Source organism: Acinetobacter sp. YH12252 (genome assembly GCF_013417365.1).
Lineage (GTDB): Bacteria > Pseudomonadota > Gammaproteobacteria > Pseudomonadales > Moraxellaceae > Acinetobacter > Acinetobacter towneri.
This window is the reverse complement of record NZ_VPEA01000002.1, coordinates 15,371-40,419: the sequence shown is the minus strand read 5'-3', so window position 1 is coordinate 40,419 and position 25,049 is coordinate 15,371. Positions and strand designations below refer to the sequence as shown.

General features: G+C 41.2%; 22 protein-coding genes. 12 read left to right on the top strand and 10 right to left on the bottom strand.

The features are described 5' to 3' along the window. Positions 1-4: 4 nt before the first annotated feature. Together FTV28_RS02630 and prpF are read right to left on the bottom strand one after the other, a co-directional pair. Positions 5-916: a polyprenyl synthetase family protein gene (locus tag FTV28_RS02630; RefSeq protein WP_026438338.1), complete on the bottom strand. Its 912-nt coding sequence runs from the start codon at positions 914-916 to the stop codon at positions 5-7. 180 nt (positions 917-1,096) lie between these two features. Then, complete coding sequence (prpF, locus tag FTV28_RS02625; protein ID WP_131261531.1) at positions 1,097-2,287, bottom strand: 2-methylaconitate cis-trans isomerase PrpF; 1,191 nt, start codon at positions 2,285-2,287, stop codon at positions 1,097-1,099. 321 nt (positions 2,288-2,608) lie between these two features. Between prpF and FTV28_RS02620 the strand changes: the two genes are divergently transcribed. From FTV28_RS02620 to FTV28_RS02595, 6 genes are all read left to right on the top strand, one after another. Further along, positions 2,609-3,964: an amino acid permease gene (locus FTV28_RS02620; RefSeq protein WP_171287414.1), complete on the top strand. Its 1,356-nt coding sequence runs from the start codon at positions 2,609-2,611 to the stop codon at positions 3,962-3,964. A 268-nt stretch (positions 3,965-4,232) separates the two neighbouring features. Beyond that, entirely contained in the window at positions 4,233-5,351 is a 1,119-nt protein-coding gene (locus tag FTV28_RS02615; RefSeq protein WP_179989369.1) for an ABC transporter ATP-binding protein, read from the top strand. A 34-nt stretch (positions 5,352-5,385) separates the two neighbouring features. Next, positions 5,386-6,402, top strand: a complete 1,017-nt coding sequence (locus FTV28_RS02610) for an extracellular solute-binding protein (protein ID WP_179989368.1) — start codon at positions 5,386-5,388, stop codon at positions 6,400-6,402. Between the two features lie 86 nt (positions 6,403-6,488). Continuing rightward, positions 6,489-8,111, top strand: a complete 1,623-nt coding sequence (locus tag FTV28_RS02605; protein ID WP_179989367.1) for an iron ABC transporter permease — start codon at positions 6,489-6,491, stop codon at positions 8,109-8,111. A gap of 356 nt (positions 8,112-8,467) precedes the next feature. Continuing rightward, positions 8,468-9,754 carry an OmpP1/FadL family transporter gene (locus FTV28_RS02600; RefSeq protein WP_179989366.1) on the top strand — a complete coding sequence of 429 codons (1,287 nt, stop codon included), beginning with the start codon at positions 8,468-8,470 and terminating at the stop codon, positions 9,752-9,754. A 309-nt stretch (positions 9,755-10,063) separates the two neighbouring features. Then, on the top strand, positions 10,064-11,191 hold the full coding sequence (locus FTV28_RS02595) for an OmpP1/FadL family transporter (protein WP_179989365.1): 1,128 nt from the start codon (positions 10,064-10,066) through the stop codon (positions 11,189-11,191). A gap of 65 nt (positions 11,192-11,256) precedes the next feature. On the opposite strand, the gene thrH is transcribed toward FTV28_RS02595, so the two are convergent. Further along, positions 11,257-11,874 carry a bifunctional phosphoserine phosphatase/homoserine phosphotransferase ThrH gene (gene thrH / locus FTV28_RS02590; protein ID WP_179989364.1) on the bottom strand — a complete coding sequence of 206 codons (618 nt, stop codon included), beginning with the start codon at positions 11,872-11,874 and terminating at the stop codon, positions 11,257-11,259. A 190-nt stretch (positions 11,875-12,064) separates the two neighbouring features. Here thrH and FTV28_RS02585 point away from each other — a divergent pair, with 190 nt between their 5' ends. Next, positions 12,065-12,796: a phosphoadenylyl-sulfate reductase gene (locus FTV28_RS02585; protein WP_179989363.1), complete on the top strand. Its 732-nt coding sequence runs from the start codon at positions 12,065-12,067 to the stop codon at positions 12,794-12,796. A 191-nt stretch (positions 12,797-12,987) separates the two neighbouring features. Continuing rightward, positions 12,988-14,367 (top strand): wax ester/triacylglycerol synthase family O-acyltransferase, encoded by a 1,380-nt coding sequence (locus FTV28_RS02580; RefSeq protein WP_004975420.1) that lies wholly within the window; start codon positions 12,988-12,990, stop codon positions 14,365-14,367. Positions 14,368-14,426: 59 nt separating this feature from the next. Here the strand turns inward: FTV28_RS02580 and FTV28_RS02575 are convergent, their stop codons facing one another. The 6 genes from FTV28_RS02575 to FTV28_RS02550 form a co-directional block, all read right to left on the bottom strand. Then, entirely contained in the window at positions 14,427-14,597 is a 171-nt protein-coding gene (locus tag FTV28_RS02575) for a PA1571 family protein (protein ID WP_004975418.1), read from the bottom strand. 129 nt (positions 14,598-14,726) lie between these two features. Beyond that, positions 14,727-16,181, bottom strand: coding sequence for a ribonuclease G (gene rng / locus FTV28_RS02570; protein WP_104852376.1), 1,455 nt, complete (start codon positions 16,179-16,181; stop codon positions 14,727-14,729). A gap of 39 nt (positions 16,182-16,220) precedes the next feature. After that, a complete protein-coding gene (locus FTV28_RS02565) occupies positions 16,221-16,787 on the bottom strand; it encodes a Maf-like protein (RefSeq protein WP_004975413.1) in 567 nt (188 codons plus the stop codon). Continuing rightward, entirely contained in the window at positions 16,775-17,281 is a 507-nt protein-coding gene (gene mreD / locus FTV28_RS02560; RefSeq protein ID WP_154320436.1) for a rod shape-determining protein MreD, read from the bottom strand. The genes FTV28_RS02565 and mreD overlap by 13 nt, the downstream gene beginning before the upstream one ends. After that, a complete protein-coding gene (gene mreC, locus FTV28_RS02555) occupies positions 17,268-18,125 on the bottom strand; it encodes a rod shape-determining protein MreC (protein WP_167846190.1) in 858 nt (285 codons plus the stop codon). The genes mreD and mreC overlap by 14 nt, the downstream gene beginning before the upstream one ends. Positions 18,126-18,141: 16 nt before the next feature. Beyond that, positions 18,142-19,188, bottom strand: coding sequence for a rod shape-determining protein (locus tag FTV28_RS02550; protein ID WP_004975408.1), 1,047 nt, complete (start codon positions 19,186-19,188; stop codon positions 18,142-18,144). Positions 19,189-19,325: 137 nt separating this feature from the next. Between FTV28_RS02550 and gatC the strand changes: the two genes are divergently transcribed. The 4 genes from gatC (at position 19,326) to FTV28_RS02530 (ending at position 23,687) form a co-directional block, all read left to right on the top strand. Beyond that, on the top strand, positions 19,326-19,640 hold the full coding sequence (gatC, locus tag FTV28_RS02545; protein ID WP_004975405.1) for an Asp-tRNA(Asn)/Glu-tRNA(Gln) amidotransferase subunit GatC: 315 nt from the start codon (positions 19,326-19,328) through the stop codon (positions 19,638-19,640). 52 nt (positions 19,641-19,692) lie between these two features. After that, a complete protein-coding gene (gene gatA, locus FTV28_RS02540) occupies positions 19,693-21,171 on the top strand; it encodes an Asp-tRNA(Asn)/Glu-tRNA(Gln) amidotransferase subunit GatA (protein ID WP_179989362.1) in 1,479 nt (492 codons plus the stop codon). Continuing rightward, positions 21,171-22,646, top strand: a complete 1,476-nt coding sequence (gene gatB, locus FTV28_RS02535) for an Asp-tRNA(Asn)/Glu-tRNA(Gln) amidotransferase subunit GatB (protein ID WP_179989361.1) — start codon at positions 21,171-21,173, stop codon at positions 22,644-22,646. Before gatA ends, gatB begins: the two co-directional genes overlap by 1 nt. Positions 22,647-22,736: 90 nt before the next feature. Next, positions 22,737-23,687 (top strand): DUF5655 domain-containing protein, encoded by a 951-nt coding sequence (locus tag FTV28_RS02530; protein WP_179989360.1) that lies wholly within the window; start codon positions 22,737-22,739, stop codon positions 23,685-23,687. Positions 23,688-23,868: 181 nt separating this feature from the next. On the opposite strand, the gene FTV28_RS02525 is transcribed toward FTV28_RS02530, so the two are convergent. Then, the gene (locus FTV28_RS02525; protein ID WP_179989359.1) at positions 23,869-24,834 is read right to left on the bottom strand and encodes a hypothetical protein; all 966 of its coding nucleotides are present in this window, start codon (positions 24,832-24,834) and stop codon (positions 23,869-23,871) included. Positions 24,835-25,049 lie beyond the last annotated feature (215 nt).

Genomic DNA, 25,049 nt, shown 5'->3' with positions numbered 1-25,049 from the left:
TAATTTAGCTTTTACGTGACAATAAAAACTCGGAAATTTGCTGTAACTCTAAGACGGTATCAGTTTTAAAATATGCCAACGCAGCAAAGGCTTGATCGTGCAATTCTTGTGCATAAGCTTGTGCTTTTTCCAAGCCCATGAGTGCAGGATAGGTCGATTTTTCAACTTGTTCATCTTTCCCTGCAGTTTTACCTAGTACTTCAGTATCCGAAATAATATCTAAAATATCGTCTTGTACCTGAAAGGCTAAACCAATCGCCTGTGCATATTCACGCAATTGCGGAATCGCTTTATCTCGTCCATCAAACACGGTCACAGCTGCCATCATCACCGCTGCAGAAATTAACGCCCCTGTTTTATTACGGTGGATATTTTCCAAAGTCGCCTGATCCACCTGTTTACCTTCAGACTGCAAGTCTAAAACCTGACCACAGACCATTTTTGAAGAAGCGGTGGCTAAAATTTGCATCTGTTTGAGCACAATGCCTTGATCTACTGCAACAGCCTGATCAAACAAACGACTGCCTAAAATTTCAAATGCCATCGACTGTAAAATATCGCCTGCCAACAATGCAGTATCTTCACCATACGCCGCATGGCAAGTTGGTTGCCCACGACGCAACAAGTCATTGTCCATACATGGCAAATCATCATGTGCCAATGAGTAGCAGTGAATTAGTTCAATCGCAACCGCAGCGCGGCGTACCGCAGCAAAGTTCTGATTCGGTCTTAACGCTGCGGTGGCATAACACAAGGCAGGACGAACACGCTTACCACCCAACATGACGGCATGATGCACGGCAGACTTTAACGGTTCTGGCAATGCAAAAGCCTCTAAAGCGGTAAGCAAGTCTTGCTGAATACGTTGTTGGGCTGCGGTTAATGCATGCGCCTGTAAATCGTGAAGTGATGACACATTCGCCTCGAGTTGTTGGTTCATGTCTAATAAGCAGTAAGCTGCCTGTGTTGCAGCATTGTACCTGTAATTCAAAGTTTTTTAAGCCTTAACTGAACTGATATAACATTTCAGCCATAAATAAGCCCCTATCGAAATAGAGGCTGCATTTAGTTAATTAGGGTCTGTTCGAAGCAAAACTTATTCTAATGTTTCCGCAGGTACACGCACCCAACCTTCCATTAATACACGTGCACTACGGCTCATCACAGCTTTTTTGACTTGCCATTGTCCATTTTCCTGCACGGCTTGCGCACCCACACGAAGCGTACCTGATGGATGTCCAAAACGTACAGCTTCACGCTCACCCCCGCCCGCAGCCAAGTTGACCAATGTTCCCGGAATGGCTGCAGCTGTACCAATCGCGACTGCTGCTGTGCCCATCATGGCATGGTGTAATTTACCCATCGACAATGCACGTACCAATAAATCGGTATCTTCAGCCTGAATTTGTTTACCACTTGAAGATACATAACTTTTTGGCGCAGAAACAAAGGCAATTTTTGGCGTATGTTGGCGTTTTTCAGCTTCAGCAATTTCCTGAATCAAACCCATTTGTTTAGCACCATAAGCGCGAATGGTTTCAAAACGTGCCAAAGCTTGTGCATCACCATTGATTGCATCTTGCAGTTCTGTGCCTGTATAACCAATTTCTTCTGCATTTAGGAAAATTGTTGGAATACCCGCATTAATAAAGGTCGCTTGGAATGTTCCAATATCTGGCACATGCAAAGTGTCCACCACATTTCCAGTTGGGAACATTGCCCCACCTTCTTCGCCATCATCGGCAGGGTCTAAGAATTCAATTTGTACTTCTGCGGCAGGAAAAGTCACGCCATCCAACTCAAAATCACCCGTTTCCTGCACCTGACCATGCGTCATTGGAACATGCGCAATAATGGTTTTTTCAATATTTTTCTGCCAGATACGTACAGTACAAATGCCATTTTCTGGAATTTTACTGGCATCAACCAAGCCATTGCTGATCGCAAATGCACCGACTGCAGCCGTTAAGTTACCGCAGTTGCCACTCCAATCTACAAATGGCTGATCAATCGAAACTTGCCCAAACAAATAATCGACATCGTGATCGGGTTGAGTGCTTTTGGCTAAAATTACGGTTTTACTGGTACTCGAGCTTGCACCACCCATTCCATCAATTTGTTTGGCATAAGGGTCTGGACTGCCAATCACACGTAATAAAATTTGATCTCTAATTTTGCCTGGCTGCTGTGCCGCTGCAGGTAAATCATCAAGTTTAAAAAATACGCCTTTACTGGTACCGCCGCGCATATAAGTCGCTGGAATTTTAACTTGTGGTGCAAAACGCATGAATTTTATTCCCTTGTTTTTTGATTGTTATGGCCATATAAAAAGACCCTTTTGCATCATAACGGTTTTTATTCAAAAGGTATCGCGGTCTTGACTTAAGTATAAAAAAACAACATTTGGTAAATTTCACCCTAACCAGTCATCTTGATTTATAAGGCAAAAATAAAATTAATATATTGATTCACTTATCTTTTATACAAATAAAAACCATAAAATATTTTAATATTTATTATAAATTTATTTCATTATTGCCTAGCTACTAGGCTAATGAAATTTGATCTATTACAATCTTGTCACTTTTTCCTTGTCGGGCTGAATACTTTGAACAACGAGTCTTCACAACTTCAGCGTGGCTTAAAGAACCGCCATATTCAATTGATTGCCATGGGTGGCGCAATTGGTACAGGCTTATTCTTAGGTTCCGCGCAGGTCATCCAATCTGCTGGCCCTTCTATTATTTTGGGTTACGCCATTGGTGGTCTTATTGCATTTTTAATTATGCGCCAATTGGGGGAAATGATTGTTCATGAGCCCGTTGCAGGATCATTCAGTCACTTTGCCTATAAATATGCAGGTAAATTCCCCGGCTTTTTAGCAGGTTGGAACTATTGGATTTTGTATATTTTGGTGGCAATGGCAGAACTCACCGCAGTTGCCAAATACATTAACTATTGGTGGCCGCATATTCCTGCTTGGACATCGGCACTGTTCTTTTTCATTGTGATTACCATTATTAACTTGGGCAATGTAAAGTTCTATGGTGAGTCAGAATTCTGGCTAGCAATCATTAAAGTCGCTGCTGTGGTTTCGATGATTGTGTTTGGTTTATATCTCTTACTTTCTGCAGATGCCAATTCAACCGCATCATTCAGCAACCTTTGGGCGCATGGGGGGTTCTTCCCGAATGGCTTTGAAGGTTTGTTCTTTATGCTGGCATTCCTCATGTTTGCCTTTGGCGGCATTGAGTTGATTGGTATGGCAGCCGCAGAAGCGCAAGATCCTGAAAAAACCATTCCAAAAGCCATTAACCAAGTAGTGTTCCGTATTCTAATTTTCTATATCGGTTCACTCACCATTCTATTGTCTTTAGTGCCTTGGAATCAGTTAGATTTAGGTGGTTTAGATAAAAGTCCATTCGTGATGATTTTTAGTCAAATGGGCATTGAATGGGCAGCGCACTTACTGAATTTCGTGATTTTGACTGCGGCACTTTCTGTGTATAACAGTGGGATGTATGCCAACAGCCGTATGCTGTTTGGTTTAGCCAAACAAGGTAACGCACCAAAAATTTTCCTAAAAGTGAATAAACAAGGTGTGCCAATTCCAGCAGTATTATTCTCTGCGGTATTAATTTTCGGCTGTGTATTGTTGAACTACTTTGTACCTGAAGAAGCTTTAAGCCACCTCATGTATATTGTTGTGGGTGCATTGGTTTTAAACTGGGCGATGATCAGTTTGACTCACCTTAAATTTACCAGCACACTGAAAAAATTAGCGATTCCAACTAAGTTCCCTGCGCTATGGTCACCATTTAGCAACTATTTGGTTTTAGCGTTTATTGCAGTGGTACTTTATATTATGTGGACTCAAGGCTTTAAAGAATCAGTCATTATGATTCCTGTATGGGTGGTCTTGATGTACATTTTATTTAGAGTGCTTAATGCGAAAAAACCTTAATTTGCATAGTACGCATAGTACAGATTTCTAAAAATTGAAAAGTTATTGCTTCGGCAGTAACTTTTTGCTTTTAAGCCCCCCCTTTTAATAGCCCATAAATAAAGTGCTGCACTTAAAATAATTTAAATTCCAACCTATTGTTTTCAGTTGATATTTCAACTTTTTGTAGCAAAAACTACATCATTTACATTCTAAATGATAAAAAGACTCTACATGAGAAGAGTTCTTAGTTATCATTTGAGCACAAAATTTGTCGTGTGAATAAACTATGAATGCGTACGCTGCTCAACCTGCCAATGTCTTGACGATCCAACAGCTCAGTAAAAAGTTTGGTTCGCGTTTTGCAGTGCAACAAGCAACATGGTCAGCGATGAGTGGACAAATTGTGTGTTTATTAGGTCATTCAGGCTGCGGCAAAACCACAATGCTACGTCTGATTGCAGGCTTGGAAACACCAAGCAGCGGCACAATCCAACTGGAACAAAATACCTTGTGGAGTGAGCAAGCACAGATTCCTGCGGAAGCACGCAATATTGGTTTAGTGTTTCAGGATTATGCACTTTTCCCACATTTAAGTGTGTTAGACAATGTTATGTTTGGCTTAAAGAAATTTCCCAAAGCGCAGCGGGAAACCATTGCCAAACAAGCTTTAGCGCATGTTTCCATGTTGCATCATCAAGACAGCTATCCATATACACTTTCGGGCGGCGAACAACAACGCGTTGCCTTAGCACGTGCCTTAGCACCAGAACCGCAAGTTTTGTTGATGGATGAACCTTTTTCAAATTTGGATCATCGTCTGCGTGATCAAATTCGTCAAAATACCATTCAACTCCTCAAACAAACTGCAACGACTACGGTTATCGTGACACATGACCCAGAAGAAGCATTGCAAATTGCCGATCAAATTATTTTGATGCATCAAGGGCAAATTATTCAAATTGGTTCACCGAAACAACTTTATTTACAGCCGAAAACGTTGTTTGCTGCACGATATTTTTCTTCGTTGAATGAAATTCCAACGCGCATCAAGCAGCAAGAAATTCACACTGTATTTGGCAAGATTGATTTACCAGAACATGTAAACGCTCAAGACTCAATCGTTTGCTGCTTCCGTCCGCATCACTTGCGTGTCAGCCAAACACCAAGTGAAAATGCGTTGCCCGCAAGCGTTGTGTCATCCAGTTTTATGGGACATGCGCAACAACTGCGTCTAAAACTACGCGATCACGATCTCACTCTTTTGGCGCAAGTCAGTCATCTTCAAGATATTCAGCCCGCTGAACAAGTCTATGTTTCTGTCAATTTAAACAGCTGTTATTACTTGGCGTCTGATGAACAATCACCCACTGCTTCATCTTCTACTCAAGCTGCTGTTCAGGTTTAGATTTCAATTTAAATTTTTTAATTAGGAATACTGTATGAAACCATTGTCGAAACTATCATTACTTGTTACAGGTTTACTTGCATTTGGTGCAAGTGTCGCACAAGCAGCGGAAGTCAATTTATACACCACACGTGAACCTGTGCTCATTCAAACTTTATTGACTGAATTTACCCAAAAAACTGGGGTAAAAGTGAATACGGTTTTTATTAAAGATGGTTTATTAGAACGTGTGAAAGCAGAAGGCCGTCGCTCGCCTGCCGATGTGATGCTGACTGTAGATTTTGGGAACTTGGTTGATTTGGTTGAAAGTGGTCTAACTCAGCGCGTGAGTTCTAAAACCTTAAATAGTGCAATTCCTGCCAATTTACGTGCTGCCAATGGTCATTGGTATGCCTTGTCGATGCGTGCACGTGCCGTCTATGCCTCTAAAGACCGTACACCGCTTAATGCGATTACTTATGAAGATTTAGCCAATCCAAAATGGAAAAATAAAATCTGTATTCGCTCAGGCAACCATCCATATAACACTGCTTTAATTGCGGCTTATATTGCCCATCATGGTGAAAAACAAGCCGAAACTTGGTTGCGTGGTGTGAAAGCCAATTTAGCTCGCCCAGCCAGCGGTGGTGACCGTGATGTGGCACGTGATATTTTAGGTAAAATTTGTGATATTGGCGTTGCCAACACCTATTATGTCGGCACGATGCGTACAGGTGATACGGAACAAAAGCGCTGGGGCAATGCGATTAATGTTGTGTTACCACGTTTTAAAAATGGTGGAACGCATGTCAACGTATCGGGTGCAGTGGTTTCTAAACATGCACCAAACCGTAAAGAAGCGGTACAGCTGCTCGAGTTTTTAGCCTCGGATCATGCGCAAGCCATCTATGCACAAAACGGCTTTGAATACCCTGTCAAACCTGGGGTAAAAATTGACCCGATTATTGCTAGTTTTGGCAAACTGAATATTGATTCAATTCGTTTAAGCGATATTGCACGTCACCGTAAAGCCGCCAACTTATTGGTCGATAAAGTCCAGTTTAACCGCTAAAATTTTCTGCTTTTGTCTTACAGTGCAGCGCTTTGCACTGTAAGATGCTCAGCTGTTCCCTCCCCTTATTTAGTACCTCTATTGCAATGCTTAAAAATAAATTTAATTTTTTATTTTCGCTCAGTGGGTTATTGACGCTACTCGCCTGTTTACCTGTGCTCACTTTAATTTGGACAGCATTACAAGGTGATAGCGAAATTTGGGGGCATCTGCTGCGTTATGTAATTCCACACACGTTGGCAGAAACAGGGATTTTATTGTTGGGTGTGGGGATTCTCACCATCCTGATTGGTACAGGCAGCGCATGGATTGTAACAGCGTATCAATTCCGAGGTCGTGCATTTTTAGATTGGGCCTTACTGCTGCCTTTAGCTGTACCAACTTATATTATTGCGTATAGTTATATCGACATTTTGCATCCTATTGGTCCTGTGCAAAGCATTCTGCGTGATTGGTTTAATTTAGAATTACAACAGTTTTGGTTTCCCAATATTCGTAGCGTTTGGGGCGGCATCTTCTTACTTAGCTTTGTGCTGTATCCGTATGTGTATTTAAGCACCCGTGCAATGTTTCTGATGCAATCGGCCAGTTTAATTGAGGTCGCACGTACATTAGGATTAAAACCCGATCAAGTGTTTTTACGTGTTGCGATTCCATTAGCACGTCCTGCGATTGCTGTGGGTACTAGTCTGGTTTTAATGGAAACCATTAATGATATTGGTGCAACAGAATTTTTAGGCATTAAAACCTTAACTTTGTCGATTTATTCAACCTGGACCAATCAGTCCGATTTAGCCAGCGCCGCACAAATTGCCATTTTCATGTTGATGATTATTACCTTATTGGTCTTGGTAGAGCGTTTAGGACGACGTAAACAGCGGTATATGAACTCGGCTCAACGCAGCCGTTTAATGCCTGCACAATCGGTCAAAGGGCTTAAAGCGCTTGTGTTACTAGGCTTGGGCTTAATTCCTGTTTGTATTGGCTTTTTAATTCCAACCAGTCATTTATTGGTCGAATCCTATAAACGTATTCAATATGCAGGGTTCTCAGATTATCTGATCCAAGCATCCATCAACACACTAATCCTTGCCAGTCTTACAACTGTGGTAACTATTTTGATTGGCTTCTTTATTGTTAGTGCTGCACGTTTTAGCAAACATAACTGGTTTAGCCGCATTTCTAGCTTAGGTTATGCCATTCCAGGAACCGTTTTAGCGATTGGTCTCATGCTGGCTTTGGGTAAAATTGATCATACCATTGCCGACTTTTTAGAATTTAAATTAGGGATACACACAGGTTTATTATTCCTCGGCACTAGTTTTACCCTTATTTATGCTTATGCTGTGCGTTTTTTAGCTATTTCAGTAGGTGGCATTGAGTCAGGCTATAACCGTATTCATGGTGTTTTTGATGATGCTGCACGCAATTTAGGGCAAAACAACTTTGCACTGTTGTGGCGTGTACACCTGCCATTATTACGCCCTGCTATTATTTCTGCAGCTTTATTAATTTTTGTAGATTGCATGAAAGAGCTACCTGCCACTTTGTTGCTCCGTCCCTTAAATATGGAAACACTCGCTACCCAGCTATATGCAGAAGCGTCTAGGGGCACTTATGAAGATGGCGCAGTAGCAGCTTTACTAATTGTATTGGTTGGGCTGATTCCTGTCATTCTTTTGGCAAAGCTTGGAAAAACCACACGTTAATGCACCCCATTTTGTTGCAAAATATGCCTTGCAACAAAATGAGTTTAGATAAAAAAGTATTTTTTTTAACCAATTAAAAACATTTAAACAAGAGATTGATTTTTAAATTTTATTATTTAATTTCAATCACTAACAAGCCAAAAACCCACGCCAATTAGAACAAATACTCTATTCAGCGTGTTTTTTATACTGATTAGTTTTTTCTAGAGCATTTACTCTTATTTTAATTGTGATATTTTTGTCACATGGAGTAACAAATGGTCTCGGTTTGCACAAATCGAAATCATCCTAAATGAAAGCTTAAAGCATCAACAAAAACTGTCATAAAAGACTTTATAGCCCAAGGGAAATGTATAATGAAATTAAAAGCACTAAGCACAGCAATGATTTTAGCAACTGTACCAATGACAGGTGCTTTTGCTGCAGCTCTAGATCGTTCTGGTCAATCTATTGCTGCGTTCTTACAACCGGGTAACTACTTTGAAGCAGGTATTTCTGTATTAGATCCAAATGTTTCAGGTAAAGTAAAAGATAATTGGGTTCCACAAGGTCAACCTGCTCAGGCTGCACCAACGATCGGTCTTGAAAACTCCAATTTAGGAGATATGGGAAGTGATTATTACTTCCCTCACGCTGCCTTAAAACTCCAATTAACTGATCAATTTTCTTTTGGTTTAATCTATGATCAACCATTTGGCGCGGATGCAGCTTACTCAAGCTCGGATAAAGGTTCTGCATTATTAGGCGGCGGTGGTTTATTCCATAGCGGTGGTGAGGTAACTGCCGTAGAGGTTGATACGCAAAATCTATCAATGATAGTAGGCTTCCAACCTACTGAAAACTTTAATATTTATGGTGGACCTGTCTATCAGACTGTTAAAGGTGATGTACAGTTACGCGGGTTTGCATATGGTGGACCTGCAGCATTTGGTGGTTATAATGCTCAAATTAAAGAAGACTCCGCTGTAGGCTGGTTAGCTGGTTTGGCATACCAAATTCCAGAAATCGCATTAAAAGCATCTGTAACCTACCGTTCTGAAATTGATCACGAAACAACTATGGTTGAATCTGCAATTCCAGCAGGTACTCTTCCTGGTGTAATTAATCTAAATGCTGGTAAAGGAACAACTGAAATCACAACTCCTCAATCAGTAAACTTAGATTTCCAAACTGGTGTTATGGCAAATACAGTCGCATTTGCTAATTTACGTTGGGTAAATTGGAAAGATTTCTCTATTCGCCCTCATGCATTTGGTAAAGCAGCAGAAGCTCTTGGTTCACTAGGTCAAGGTCCTAAAGGTGGTTTCGATTTAGTCAGCTATACAGATGACCAAATTTCTGCAACTGTAGGCGTTGGTCGCAAATTAAATGACCAATGGGCTGGTAACGTGTCTGTAGGATGGGACTCTGGCGCAGGTAACCCTGTATCAACTCTTGGTCCTACTGAAGGTTATTGGAACGTTGGCTTAGGGGTTCAATACTCACCTGCTACAAACTACTTTATTGCAGGTGGTGTAAAATACTTCATGTTAGGTGATGCAAAAGCCCAAACTGGTGCTCAAGCAGGCGGTTCTGATTATGTTGCAGAGTTTGAAGACAACGATGCATGGGCATACGGCTTAAAAATTGGTTACCGCTTCTAATCTCTTAGTTTTCAAAGGAGCCACCCTTCAGGGTGGCTTTTTTTGCACTTAAAACCTCCAGTTTTTATACAAGTGTTAACCAAATGTTCAAATTTAAAACAATCAAACTTATACTTACTCGAACATCCGTCCAAAAAATTATTCAATAAAATTCAATGAATTAAAATTAATTAATAGTACATTTACTCTAATCAAGTACAATTTATAACTTATTCAGTTCATTTATTCTGCAAAGTTGAGCATTTACTCTTTTTTTAAATATGTTACTTTTCCTGCACTTTTTGTTACATAAAGCATCAGGGAACGACCATGAAGCTCAATAAAATCTATTCGGCTATTTTACTTAGCACTCTCCCACTTACATCTGCGCTTGCTGCTGGTTTAGACCGTTCTGGTCAATCTATTGCTGCATTTTTACAACCGGGTAATTATGCAGAAGCAGGTATTTCGGTTCTTGATCCGACTGTTAAAGGTAAAGATATCAGCGGTAATAAAGTTGAAGATATGGGAGATGACTACTATTTCCCTTCTGCAGCCATTAAAGTTCAAGCAACGGATAAAATTTCCCTAGGTCTGTTATATGACCAACCTTATGGTGCTGATGCAACCTATCAAGTTGATGGTTCAGATTTCTCTGACGGTACTGAAGGAACAAAAGTTGAAGTCCGTACGCATAATTTAACTGCATTAATTGGTTATCAACCTACTGAAAACTGGAATATTTATGCAGGCCCAGTATGGCAAACTGTAGAAGCTGAAATTAAACTATATGGTGCAGCTTATAAAGCATTAAGTGGATATAATATTAAAATTGAACAGGAAGAAGCTTTTGGCTGGCTGGCAGGATTTGCTTATCAAATTCCTGAAATTGCTTTAAAAGCTTCGATTACATATCGATCAGAAATCAAACATAATGCATCTTCTACTGAAACCTCTAAACTTCCATTTGGTAAAATTGTTAATAGTCCAGTAGAAGCAATTACCCCTCAATCAGTTAACCTTGATTTACAAACTGGTATTGCAAAAAATACATTAGCATTCGCGAACTTACGTTGGGTGCATTGGGATAATTTTGTAGTTAGCCCAGAATTATTATCACATCCATTAATTAGTCAAAACCTAATTGACTATTCTGATGATCAATATTCAGCAACTGTGGGTTTAGGTCACAAATTCAGTAGCAAATGGTCAGGTTCTGCATCTGTAGGTTGGGATTCTGGTGCAGGTAACCCTGTAACTACTTTAGGCCCTGTTGAAGGCTTCTGGAGCGTAGGTTTAGGTGGTCAATACAGCCCTGCTGAAAACTATTTTATTCAAGCTGGCGTAAAATATTTCTGGTTAGGTGATGCCAAAGCAAAACGTGGTACAGATATCGTGGGCGATTTTGAAGATAACCATGCACTCGGTTATGGCATGAAAATAGGTTACCGTTTCTAATTTTTTGATAGATTCCATAAAAGAAAGGGCACTTATTAAAGTGCCCTTTCTTTTAGCTTAAAAACTTAAGCGGGAATATCACGCACTGAAGCATTACGAATAGCTTCTTTTAACGCATCATAACCACGAATTGGCGGGAATTGTGGGAATTCTGCAATCACATTATCAGGAGCATCAAATAAGAAACCATGATCCGCCTCACCTAGCATCGTGGTGTCGTTATACGAATCACCTGCAGCAATTACACGGAAATTTAAACCGTGTAATGCTTTAACCGCCTGGCGCTTTTGGTCGGGTTGACGCAATTTGTATGCTGTAATCATGCCATTTTCATCTGTTTCTAATTTATGACAGAAAATGGTTGGCCAGCCCAATTGCTTCATCAACGGATGTGCAAACTCATAGAACGTGTCTGAAAGAATAATCAATTGGAAGTGTGTGCTCACCCACTCTACAAACTCTTTCGCGCCCGGGAATGGCCCCATGTCTGCAATCACGGCCTGAATATCATTTAAGCCCAAGCCATGCTGCTTTAAAATATTTAAACGCTGAGTCATCAACACATCGTAGTCTGGAATATCACGTGTAGTTGCTTCAAGTTCTTTAATGCCAGTTTTTTTAGCAAAGTTAATCCAAATTTCTGGAACTAACACACCTTCAAGATCAAGACATACGATTTCCATGGGTTCTCCCAAAATACCTGTAAAAATTTTTCCCTATCATAGCCGAAGATTTGGTATTTGCCTTGTTCTTTTTTAAATCTATTTCATTCATAAGCATTTATTTTTTAGTGATAAGACCTTTTTAGGAATTCCATTAAAATAATTCGCTCAAGAACAAAGATTAGCCCTCAAGCCGACTGTAGGAAGATTTATGCGCACCATTCCCACCATAGACATTGTTGATGCACTCGCGACTGAATATGCCGATAAATCACCGAGTGACATTTTAAAACTTGCCTTAAGTCAGCAAGGCGAAGTCGCGATTTCATTTTCAGGTGCGGAGGATGTAGTGCTGATTGATATGGCATCCAATTTAGGTGTGCCATTTCGTGTATTTAGTTTAGATACAGGACGTTTGCATCCTGAAACCTATCAATTTTTAGAAACTGTACGCAAATATTATAATATTGAGATCGAAATTTGCTTTCCTGAAACTGAAGCAGTGCAACAATTGGTTCAAGAAAAAGGCTTATTTAGCTTTTTTGAAGATGGGCATCAAGAATGTTGTGGGATTCGTAAAGTTCAACCTTTACGTAAAAAACTGGCAACACTAGATGGCTGGATTACAGGTCAACGTAAAGACCAAAGTCCAGGTACACGCCAAGATATTCCTGTCGTACAAGCAGATGCAGGATTTTCAGGTCCAGATAAACAATTAATCAAATACAATCCACTGGCAAACTGGTCAAGTAGTGACGTGTGGAATTACATTCGCATGATGGAAATTCCATACAATCGTTTGCATGAAAAAGGTTTTATTTCAATTGGCTGTGAACCTTGCACCCGCCCTGTTCTTCCGAACCAACATGAACGCGAAGGGCGTTGGTGGTGGGAAGAAGCAACGCACAAAGAATGTGGTCTGCATGCAGGAAATCTCAAATAATCTCCACCCTATTACCCTATTAAGGTCATTAAAAATCACCCACCTACTGTGATTTTTATTGACGGATGATGGCGCAAAAACCTTTATATTTGTTTGATAAAAAAGATATACTGAAATTAAATCTTATATAACTCTAAAAAGCCTATTCAGCAAAGAACAGGCGTAGAAATTGCAGTGAGGCAATCCACAATATGCGACCATTACACCCTATTGATTTTATTTTCCTGTCACTCGAAAAACGTCAACAGCCCATGCATGTGGGTGGATTATTCCTATTCCAAATTCCAGAACATGCGCCAGACACTTTTATTCAAGACTTGGTTGCCGATATTCGCAATTCAAAGTCGATGCCTATTGCACCATTTAACAATAAGCTCAATGGTCTATTTTGGGATGAAGATGAAGAGTTCGATCTCGATCATCACTTCCGTCATATCGCCTTGCCAAAACCAGGCCGTATTCGTGAATTATTAACTTATATTTCACAAGAACACAGTTCACTGATTGATCGTGCCAAACCTTTATGGACTTGCCATATTATTGAAGGCATTGAAGATAATCGTTTTGCAATGTTCTTTAAAATTCATCATGCCATGGTAGATGGCATTGCAGGCATGCGTTTGGTGGAAAAATCCCTTTCGCACGACGAAAATGCAAAAAGAATTGTACCGCCTTGGTGTGTGGAAGGCCCACGTGCTAAACGTCTGAAAGAACCGAAAGTCAGCCGTTTAAAGAAAATTTTTGGTGGGGTTAAAGGTCATGTTGAAGCAACCCCTCGCGCAGTTTATGAAGTATCACAAACCGTTGCTAAAGATATGGGACGTAACCCCGATTATGTTTCTAGCTTCCAAGCACCAAGCACCATCTTAAACCAACGTGTGAGCGCCTCACGTCGTTTTGCCGCTCAATCTTTTGAGTTTGCACGTTTGCACCGTATTGCCAAAGCTTTAGGCGTAACCATTAATGATGTGGTGCTGGCAATTTGCTCAGGCGCATTGCGTGAGTACTTACTCAGCCAATATGCATTACCTAAAAAACCTCTTATTGCAATGGTGCCTGCCTCTATTCGTGATGACGATTCTGAAGTATCCAATCGAATCACCATGATTTTAGCCAACTTAGGTACGCACAAAGAAGATCCGCTTGAACGTTTAAAAATTGTGCGCCGCAGTGTACAAAATGCCAAGCAGCGTTTTAAGCGCATGAATGCCAATCAAATTATGAACTATAGTGCTTTTGTTTACGGCGCTGCTGGTTTAAATATTTTGTCAGGCATTATGCCAAAGCGTCAGGCCTTTAACTTGGTGATTTCCAATGTACCTGGCCCACGTGAACCTTTGTATTGGAATGGTGCAAAGCTAGATGCACTATACCCTGCTTCAATCGTGTTAGATGGACAAGCTTTAAACATTACCATGACCAGCTATTTAGACAAATTAGAAGTTGGTTTAACTGCTTGTCGTCATGCCTTACCGAAAATGCAAAACTTATTGCAACACTTAGAAGATGAAATTCAGCGCTTTGAACAGATTATTGATGCGCCTGAAGGGGTCAATAAAATCGTGGATTGATACGTCAATCCATCAGAAAAATAATTCAATAGAATCAATTAAGGGGCAATTGCTGCCCCTTATTTTTGAATAGTACGACACTGTTTTAATAATTGCTGACAAACTGCGCTAACCATTGCAGTGGTAATTTGAGTTTCTTTACCTTGCTCATCCACAATATAACCGTTATGTGTCACTTTACGATCTAATACTTTTAAACTCTTTTGAATCACAACTTTACTCATACCCATGACATACCTCATTTGCTAAACCGAGGGAGATGTTCGGCTTTGGCTACTCTGTATGCTTAGTATTGAGAATTCACTCAAAAAAGTAAAATTTCAGATGTAACAACTGTTTAGCGATATCCTGTTACAATTTCAGCTCAAAATGATATCGTATTGCTCTTGCGTATATAAATTTTCCACCTGAAATTTAATCACACGGCTGACAAAGTGCTCTAAATCCGCCACTGCTGGCGCTTCGGCAGTTAACAATCGGTCAATCACCGATGGGTGCGCAACGACAGTAAAGCCACGTTGTGATTCAAATGCGCGTGCGTATCTTAAAATTTCTCGAAAAATTTCGTAACATACTGACTCTGCTGTTTTGACATATCCCCGTCCCTGACAAGTTGGACAGGCTTCACAAAGTAAATGTTCTAATGATTCACGGGTACGTTTACGGGTCATCTCGACCAAGCCCAATTCAGACACTTGGGTAATTTTGGTCTTGGCATGATCTCGTTCAAGCATACGCTCAAACTGACTCAAAACTTCATCACGATGCTGTACTTCTTGCATATCAATGAAGTCGATAATGATGATGCCACCCAAATTACGCAAACGTAACTGGCGGGCAATGACCTGTGTCGCTTCCATATTGGTTTTAAAAACAGTGTCTTCTAAAGTCCGACCACCGACATAAGAACCCGTATTCACATCAATGGTGGTCATGGCTTCGGTCTGATCAATCATCAGATAACCGCCTGACTTTAATGCCACACGGGTTTGCAACGCTTTTTGAATATCTTCTTCGACATTGTATAAATCGAATAGTGGGCGCTCGCCTGGGTAATGAATCAGGCGATTGTGCATATTGGGCACAAACTCATCCACAAATTCTTTTAATTTGGCGTGAATTTCACGAGAATCGACATAAATTTTGGCGGTGTTATCATTCGCCAAATCACGAATTACGCGTTGCGGTAACGGCAACTCTTCAAAAATCAAAGAAGGCACAGCTATGCTTTTTTGTTTACGCTGAATGTATTCCCACAATTTTGCCAAGTAACACATATCTTGCACTAAGGCCGCTTCATCGACGCCTTCGGCTGCTGTGCGTACAATCACTGAGCCTGGTAATTTATGCTCAGCCTGAATGGTTTCAATGATCCCGCGTAGACGCTCACGTTCTTCACTCGATTCAATGCGTTGTGATACGCCAATATGACTGCCATACGGCATTAGAACCAAATAACGCGAAGGAATGGAAAGATCAGTGCTCAGTCGTGCGCCTTTAGTACCGAGCATATCTTTCATCACTTGCACGGTTAGAATTTGCCCAGGCTGCAATAATTCAAAGACATTCGGTGTAGGTTGGCTGCGCGGCCAAATCATGTCATTGATATGCAAAAAAGCAGTACGCGATAAACCAATATCGACAAAAGCGGCTTGCATGCCTGGCAGCACGCGCACCACTTTGCCTTTATAAATATTGCCCACCAAACCACGCTTGGCTGTACGCTCAACGAATAGTTCATTGACCGTGCCGTTTTGAATTAACGCCACCCGACACTCCATCGGTGTGACGTTAATCAACAACTCGTCAGACATAATAAAACTCAAAACATTATAAAAATTTTTGTGCAGCAGTTAATTTAGTGCCTTAACTGTCTGTAATAACTGTACGGTTTCATAGAGTGGCAGGCCGACAACATTGCTATAACTGCCCTCAATACGCGGAATATAACGTGCTGCGATGCCCTGAATCGCATAAGCACCCGCTTTTCCAATCGGCTCACCTGTTGCCCAGTAGCTTTCCATATCATCTAGGCTAAGCGATTGAAATTCAACCTGTGTACGTACCACTATACTGGATTTTTTCTGTTTTGTACGCACACAAACCCCTGAAAAAACATCATGTTTTCGACCAGAAAGTTGTGACCAAATGGCAAAGGCATGTGCTTTGGATTCTGGCTTGCCCAAAATCTGCCCATCTACGCCTAGACTGGTATCGGCAGCAATCACAATAGCATCAGGAAATAGCCGTAAAACCGCATCGGCTTTGGCACATGCCAACCGCTCAACATACGCGGCAACATCTTCGCCCGCTAAAATAGATTCATCGATGTCTGGACTGTAAATTTCAAATTCCAGCCCAAGCTGTTGCAGGAGTTCCCGACGGCGCGGTGAACTTGAGGCAAGAATTAAATGCGCCATTTTCGCAAGAAATAATACAGCACAGGCCAGAGCAAAATACTACTCAGCAAAGGTTGCCAATGACGGGCAAATGGGAACTGAATCCCACCCATGACTTGCATCACCCAAATCAGGGCGAGGTGAGCCAAAATTGCGATTACACTAATGACCCATAAATTCGCAAACGTCATAATACGGCGCTCACGAGTCAGGAAACGCGCCACAAAAGTAATCACCACAAAACTTAGGGCATTCATGCCCAAAGGTGCATCGAGGAGCAAGTCTGCAAACAAGCCTGTACCAAAGGCAAACCAAATACCACACCAAGTTGGTTGCCCAAGCACCCAAAACAAGGTCACCATCAACATAAACAATGGTCGCCAACCCGAGCCTGTATAAGACAGCGGATACACCATGAGTACAGATGCAGCAATTACAGAAAAAATAATCGGAAATAGTGGATCTTTATTCTTGTTTTGTCCGAGTCGGGTTTGTCCAATTTTAGCGATTGGCATTTGGCTGCTCCTTCGCTAAAGATTCTGAGAACAGCACCACCACATGATGACCACCCGCCAATTGTGCTGCAGGCATCACATCAATTTGTGCAAACTCACCAGAATTATGTCGGCTGATTTTGGCAATGCTTCCAACCAAATATCCTGCAGGGAAATGCTCGCCCAAGCCTGAGCTATAGACTTTCTCTCCAACCTGAATATTGGCACTGGTCGGTACATATTCCATTTTCAAACGCCCTAAATCGCCCGTACCCGACACAATGGCTCGCATGCCTGTATGTTCCAAACGCACTGAAAGTGAGTGTTCTTTGTCAGAAAGCAACATGACACGGCTACTGTGTGGATACACAGCAATGATCTGCCCCATAATGCCTTTATCATCCAAAACGGTTTGCCCGACTTTGAGCTGATTTTGTGAACCACGGTTAATCACAATAATGTGGCGCAAAGGATCGGCATCGGTACCAATTACTTCAGCAATTTCCATGCGTCCATCAATGATTAGAGGCGTATCGAGTAGACCACGCAGGCGGGTATTTTCTGCAGAGAGTTCAGACAATTTTTGCAAACGGACTTGAGCCTGTAATAGCTCTGCCTGCATCGCGGTATTTTCACGACGCAATTGAGCCTCAGACTTACTTTGTTGACTTAGCCATTCTCGCGACAATACAGGATAGCTTGCAAGGGCATAAATTGGATTATATGCCGCATACAAAACATCACGTGCAGGTTGAATTACATGCGGGACACGCCAGTTAAAGAACAGGATGACCAAGCAAGTAATGACCGCAATTATAAAAGAGCGAAAAGATGGCGGTTGTCTGGAAAACAGATTTGTTTGCACCGCCGAATCCTATGTATTAGCCAACAAATAACATATCGTGGTTTGGATTATCAAAGAATTCCAAGACCTTGCCACCACCACGGGTAACGCAAGTTAATGGTTCTTCTGCGACTACCACAGGCAAGCCAGTTTCTTGTGCCAAAAGCTTGTCTAGGTTACGCAATAACGCACCGCCACCGGTGAGCACAATTCCACGCTCTGCAATATCGGAAGAAAGTTCTGGTGGAGTTTGTTCCAGTGCAGATTTTACTGCCGATACAATGCTTTGTAACGGATCAGAAATGGCTTGGGTAATTTCATCAGAAGTTACAGTAATGGCACGTGGCACACCTTCTGCCAAGTTACGACCACGCACTTCAATTTCCAGTGGTTTAGCACCTTCATCTGGCAATGCCATGCCAACTTCTTTCTTAATGGTTTCTGCTGTGGTTTCACCAATCACACAACCATGTGCCTTACGCACGTAGTTAATGATTTGCTCATCAAATACATCACCACCAATACGCAATGAATCTGAATAAACACAACCTTGTAATGAAATGATCGCGATTTCTGTCGTGCCACCGCCAACATCTACCACCATTGAACCACAGGCTTGCTCGACTGGCATACCTGCGCCAATTGCTGCTGCCATTGGCTCTTCAATTAAACGTACATCACGTGCGCCTGCGTTAAACACGGCTTCACGAATCGCACGGCGCTCTACCAAAGTAGATTTGCATGGTACACACACCACTACACGCGGTGCAGGTGGGAATAAACGTTTTTCATGCACTTTGCCAATAAATTGGTTCAGCATGGTTTCAGTCACTTCAAAATCAGCGATGACACCATCTTTCATTGGGCGAATTGCAGAAATGTTTGCAGGGGTACGACCCAACATTTGTTTGGCATCAAGACCGACTGCGGCAACAATTTTCTGTGAACCGCTGTGACGAATTGCCACAACTGTCGGTTCATTTAATATAATGCCTCGTCCTGGCGCATAAATAAGTGTATTTGCTGTACCTAAATCAATGGCTAGGTCTGGCGAAAACAAGCCAATTAGTCGTTTTAGAATCACGGAGTCGTTCTCGATTAAACTTTATGTGGACGCAAGTTGGCAACTTTAACTAAATGTGGTGCGTTGAACAAGTCAATCGCTTATTATAACGCACGATATTTTGAAATTTTTTATTAATACTGATTTTAGGTGATGTTATGTCTACCTCGGATGCTCAGCATTCTGCAGATTTAAATGCACAAACAGTTTCAGCAATTGCCCATCTTGCTCGTCTTAAACTCAATGATACGCAATCTGCTGAGTATGCTCAAAGTCTAAATAAAATTTTAGGCATGATGGAAAGCTTAAAAGGCATAAATACCGATGACGTTGAGCCTTTAAAAAGCCCATTTGACCACCCTCAACCATTACGTGAAGACGTCGTAACCGAACAGAATCATCGTGAGCAATATCAAGCTGTTGCCCCTGCAGTTCAGGATGGCTTGTACCTTGTTCCACGTGTGATTGAATAATTTATTCGGCTGTTACATTTTGACTTCATAAAAAGGTAAAAGAATTTTTCTCATGACAGATTTACATCGCTTATCGATTCGTGAAATCTCTGAGGGTTTAGCGGCAGCCAAATTCTCCTCTCGCGAACTAACAGAACATTATTTAAAACGTATTGCCAAAATTGATCCGCAAGTGCGCTCTTATGTCACCGTGACCAATGAAGTAGCACTGGCACAGGCGGATGCAGCCGATGCATTACGTCAGGCGGGTCAAGCGACAGCACTGACAGGTATTCCTGTTGCACATAAAGATATTTTTTGTACCCAAGGCATTAAAACCTCTGCGGGTTCAAAAATGCTGGACAATTTTATCTCACCTTATGATGCAACTGTGGTGGCACAAGGTAAAAACGCAGGTTTGGTCACTTTAGGTAAAGTGAACATGGACGAATTCGCAATGGGTTCAACCTCTGAAAGTTCGTTCTATGGCGCGACCAAAAACCCGTGGGCACTTGACCATGTACCAGGTGGCTCATCAGGTGGTTCGGCTGCGGTAGTCGCGGCTGATCTTGCGCCATTTGCTACAGGTACAGATACAGGCGGTTCAATTCGTCAGCCTGCGTCTTTCTGTGGTTTAACTGGTCTAAAACCAACTTACGGACGTGTTTCACGTTACGGCATCATTGCTTATGCATCGTCTTTAGATCAGGCAGGCCCAATGGCACGCTCTGCAGAAGACTGTGCATATTTAATGAATGTAATGGCTGGTCATGATTCCAAAGACTCAACCTCTATGGATAAAGCGGTTGAAGATTATGTGGCGAACCTGAATGCAACAACGCTCAAAGGCTTACGCATTGGTATTCCGAAACAATACTTCAATGTGGCTGGTTTAGATGCTGCGGTGAAAGCACGTGTTGAAGAATCACTAAAAAAATTAGAAGAATTGGGCGCAGTATTGGTTGAGATTGATCTCAACATGACTGAAAGCTACGTGCCAACTTACTATCTGATTGCCCCTGCAGAAGCATCATCTAACCTTTCTCGTTACGATGGTGTGCGTTATGGCTACCGTGCAGAAAATCCTCAAGATATTTTAGACCTTTACAAACGCTCGCGTTCTGAAGGTTTTGGTGCAGAAGTGCAACGTCGTATCTTGATTGGTACGTATGCTCTTTCTGCGGGTTATTACGATGCCTATTACGTGAAAGCACAAAAAGTCCGTCGTTTAATTCAGCAAGACTTCTTAAAAGCCTTTGAACAGGTCGATGTGATTGCAGCACCAACTGCACCAACAACTGCCTACAAAATTGGCGCGTCTTTAGACCCTGTTGAAATGTATTTGGGTGATATTTACACCATCGCAGTGAACTTAGCGGGCTTACCAGCAATTAGTGCGCCTGTTGGTTTTGACCAAGATCACTTGCCTGTGGGTTTACAATTGATTGGCAATTACTGGTCTGAATCACAACTGTTATCTGTGGTACATCAGTATCAACAAGCGACCGATTGGCATACTCAACGCGCTGCAATTGCTGAGGAGAACGCATAATGGCGAAGAATACTGCTAAACCAAAATCAAACCTGATTGATGGTTGGGAAGTCGTGATTGGTATTGAGATTCATACTCAGCTTGCAACCAATTCTAAAATTTTCTCAGGTTCATCAACCGAATTTGGTCAAGACCCAAATACGCAAGCCAGCCTTGTTGATTTAGCTATGCCGGGCGTCTTGCCTGTGTTGAATAAAGAAGTGGTGGATTTGGCAATCCGTTTTGGCTTGGGTATTGATGCCTACATCGACCAAGCCTCTGTATTTGCACGTAAAAACTACTTCTACCCGGATTCTCCAAAAGGCTACCAGATCAGCCAGATGGATAACCCGATTGTAGGCTTGGGTCATATCGACATCCAACTTGAAGATGGCACAACCAAACGCATTGGCGTAACCCGTGCACACCTTGAGGAAGATGCAGGTAAATCGATTCACGACCAATTTGAAGGCATGTCAGGTATTGACCTCAACCGTGCAGGCACACCTTTATTGGAAATCGTATCTGAACCAGATATGCGTTCGGTTGAAGAAGCGGTTGCTTACATTAAAGCGATTCACACACTGGTTCGTTGGTTAGGTATTTCTGACGGCAACATGGCTGAAGGTTCGTTCCGTGCGGACTGTAACGTGTCGTTAAATCGTCCGGGTCAACCCTTCGGTACACGTTGTGAACTTAAAAACCTGAACTCATTCCGCTTTATTGAACAAGCGATCAATGTTGAAATTGAACGTCAAATGGAAATCTTGGAATGGGATGGTACGATTGACCAAGAAACACGTTTGTTTGACCCTGTGAAGATGGAAACGCGTTCAATGCGTTCAAAGGAAGAAGCCAACGATTACCGTTACTTCCCTGATCCAGACTTGTTGCCTGTGATTATTCCTGATGCGCAAATTGAAGCCATTAAAGCGACTATGCCTGAGCTTCCTGCTGCACGTCGTGCACGTTTCGTGGCGGACTTTGGTGTAACTGAGTACGATGCTCACGTGCTCACATTGACTCGTGAAATGTCAGAATTTTACGAAGCTGTGGTTGCTGCGGCTGGTGGTGCGGCACAAGGTAAGATTGCTGCAAACTGGGTAATGGGCGAATTCTCAGGTGCTTTAAACAAAGCAGGCTTAGATTTGGCGGATTCTCCTGTATCTGCGGAAAAACTTGGCGGTATGATCGCACGTATTGTGGACAACACGATTAACGGTAAGATCGCGAAGCAAGTGTTCGGCTTTATGTGGGACGAAGGCAAATCTGCGGACGAAATTATTGCTGAAAAAGGCTTGAAACAGGAAACTGATACAGGCGCGATTGAAGCAATTATTAAGGAAGTTCTCGCTGCCAACGAAAAAATGGTTGAAGAGTATAAATCTGGTAAAGAGAAAGCCTTTAACGGTCTTGTTGGTCAAGTGATGAAAGCAGCGAAAGGTAAAGCGAACCCTGCGCAAGTGAATGAATTGATGAAGAAATTGATTGGTTGATTAATTGACTAATTCTTTGTTTTTATGAGATAAACCTCACTTCGTGTGGGGTTTATCACAATATACTTTTAAATCATAGAATGACTTAACATGCCAATATTTGAAATTAAAGATCAACAACAATTACAAGTTGTAGAAAAAACCAACTTCTTATTAGAAAAAGATCTGCAAAATTTAATTGAAAAGAATTTAATCCCTGTTTTTAATTGCAAGTTTATTGCTAGTGAGTTTTCAACTGGTGCAATACATGCAGGGCGCATTGATACACTCGCATTATCTGAAGACAACAACCCCGTCATTATTGAATATAAAAAAGTAGAGTCATCCGAACTCATTACTCAAAGTTTATTTTATCTACATTGGATTCAAGACCACAAAGGTGATTTTGAAGTCGCAGCTAAAAAAGTTTTAGGGCAAAACATTGAGATAGATTGGTCTGATATTCGCGTTATTTGTATTGCACCAAACTATAAAAAGTATGATTTACATGCAGTACAAGTGATAGGTGCAAATATTGAACTATGGCGTTACCAGCTATTTTCTAACCAAAGCCTATATCTCGAAGAAGTATTTCATACAGCCACATCAAATGCTCACGCTTTAACACATTCAACCGATCAGCCTACAAAAAATCCTGTGATGGTTGCTGCAGGAAAAAAAGCTGCAATTACCAGAAGTATTGGACAATATTCAATAGATGACCACTTAGCAAATAAGCCTAAAGAAATCATTGATCTGATCGAAGCTTTACAGGAGCTTATGATGCAAATTGATGAATCTATCGAGGAAATTCCTAAAAAATATTATATTGCTTATAAAAGCACTCAAAATATCCTAACTGTAGAAGTCCGAGCAAAAAACTTAAAAATTTATTTAAAATTAAAGCCTGAAGATATACCTACAAATACATCAAATTACCGTGATGTTTCCAATATTGGGCATCATGGAGTTGGCGATGTTGAATTTACAATTTGCACAATTGAAGAATTAAATGCAATACGGTCTTATATTGAACTTAGTTATAATAAAATCGGTGGATAACCCTTTTTATTCATACAATAAGAGTTTTTTTAATAGCAAAGGCGATTTATAAGTACACCTAGTTAGCAAACTTACTTGCAGCTTAGGACGTGTGCAATACTTAATGTACTTTTAATCTCTACTTGCTAATAAGCATTACTTAGCAAGTGCACAAATAAAAATTTAATGTGAGGCAATCACCTCACTTCATGCCTCTCAACATATTCTTAGCCCCTGCATGATTATAATTATTGGCTAAATTCTGCAAAATACGTTTTGCCTGTGCATCTGAATTTGGAAAACGACTGCGATAACTCGACACACTGGTTAAACAACGTGCCACCAACATGCCAGATTCTGTATAAATACGCGTACCCTCTGCGCCCTGTAATTTGCCATAGTTATAAGCACGTTGCGCATTATTACAGGCATTAATTTGATTACGCCCACTGTTTAAATCACGACGTGCCGCCACATATAAACGTGTCTGTTGCTGTTGTGGTGTCTCAACCACGCGTGGTGGAGCTGTTTTTACTGGCGCAACTACAGGCTCTTTTTTCTCTTCAGGTTTTTCTTTCATTTCAGCAACTTTGGTTGCATTTGTTGTTTTTGGATTACTTTGAGCTGCTTTAGGTGCAGCCTTTGCAGGTGTAGAAACCGCGCGGTAAAAACGTCGTGCTTCATCTTCAGACATTATTTTAGTGACCAAACTCACTACTCGCGCTTCACCACGCTGTTCCAACTGGCGCTCTGCCACAGGTTCAATAGATACAATCCAACTTTCGCCCTGATTACCTACACAGCGGTATGCCCCAATCCCCTGTTTTACATCTCGATAAGTATTGAGTAGTTTTTTAGACCATGCATTTTTGACTAAACTCATTGAGCTTTTATAGGCCAGCGTTAAGCGTCCATGTTGTGACTGACAATAGCTGCCCATATATTTACGTGGAATCATAGATTCAGCAGGCTGATCTTTGCGCTGTGGCCCCCAATAATAGACATATTCTTTAGCGGCACCACTGGGCTGATTTAAGTTTTTTTGAACAATCAGTTCTTGTGCAGATGCAAAATGCTTCACCGAATTTGGGCTAAATTGATCAACTGTTGCACAACCAAATAATAGGCTGCCAATTCCCCCAATCAAGAGTAATTTTTTGCAGGTCACGTCTCAATTCTCAATTGTTTTTATATCAATGAAAATATATGAATTGGGGCAAAATAACAAATACAACACCTTGATTTTATAGTTAATTAATCATAATTTTATTTGAATCAAGTTTGATATTTTTATAAAACAATCCAATTCATCACAGTTTTTTATGATTTTGAATACTAACACTCATATTATTTTTTATACAACTGTTCAGATCTATTTATATT

Excerpts from the sequence above, each read along its gene's own strand:
- prpF (WP_131261531.1), bottom strand. The coding sequence starts at position 2,287 with ATGCGTTTTGCACCACAAGTTAAAATTCCAGCGACTTATATGCGCGGC.
- FTV28_RS02615 (WP_179989369.1), top strand. The coding sequence starts at position 4,233 with ATGAATGCGTACGCTGCTCAACCTGCCAATGTCTTGACGATCCAACAG.
- FTV28_RS02610 (WP_179989368.1), top strand. The coding sequence starts at position 5,386 with ATGAAACCATTGTCGAAACTATCATTACTTGTTACAGGTTTACTTGCA.
- FTV28_RS02605 (WP_179989367.1), top strand. The coding sequence starts at position 6,489 with ATGCTTAAAAATAAATTTAATTTTTTATTTTCGCTCAGTGGGTTATTG.
- FTV28_RS02600 (WP_179989366.1), top strand. The coding sequence starts at position 8,468 with ATGAAATTAAAAGCACTAAGCACAGCAATGATTTTAGCAACTGTACCA.
- FTV28_RS02595 (WP_179989365.1), top strand. The coding sequence starts at position 10,064 with ATGAAGCTCAATAAAATCTATTCGGCTATTTTACTTAGCACTCTCCCA.
- thrH (WP_179989364.1), bottom strand. The coding sequence starts at position 11,874 with ATGGAAATCGTATGTCTTGATCTTGAAGGTGTGTTAGTTCCAGAAATT.
- FTV28_RS02585 (WP_179989363.1), top strand. The coding sequence starts at position 12,065 with ATGCGCACCATTCCCACCATAGACATTGTTGATGCACTCGCGACTGAA.
- FTV28_RS02580 (WP_004975420.1), top strand. The coding sequence starts at position 12,988 with ATGCGACCATTACACCCTATTGATTTTATTTTCCTGTCACTCGAAAAA.
- FTV28_RS02575 (WP_004975418.1), bottom strand. The coding sequence starts at position 14,597 with ATGGGTATGAGTAAAGTTGTGATTCAAAAGAGTTTAAAAGTATTAGAT.
- rng (WP_104852376.1), bottom strand. The coding sequence starts at position 16,181 with ATGTCTGACGAGTTGTTGATTAACGTCACACCGATGGAGTGTCGGGTG.
- FTV28_RS02565 (WP_004975413.1), bottom strand. The coding sequence starts at position 16,787 with ATGGCGCATTTAATTCTTGCCTCAAGTTCACCGCGCCGTCGGGAACTC.
- mreD (WP_154320436.1), bottom strand. The coding sequence starts at position 17,281 with ATGCCAATCGCTAAAATTGGACAAACCCGACTCGGACAAAACAAGAAT.
- gatC (WP_004975405.1), top strand. The coding sequence starts at position 19,326 with ATGTCTACCTCGGATGCTCAGCATTCTGCAGATTTAAATGCACAAACA.
- gatA (WP_179989362.1), top strand. The coding sequence starts at position 19,693 with ATGACAGATTTACATCGCTTATCGATTCGTGAAATCTCTGAGGGTTTA.
- gatB (WP_179989361.1), top strand. The coding sequence starts at position 21,171 with ATGGCGAAGAATACTGCTAAACCAAAATCAAACCTGATTGATGGTTGG.
- FTV28_RS02530 (WP_179989360.1), top strand. The coding sequence starts at position 22,737 with ATGCCAATATTTGAAATTAAAGATCAACAACAATTACAAGTTGTAGAA.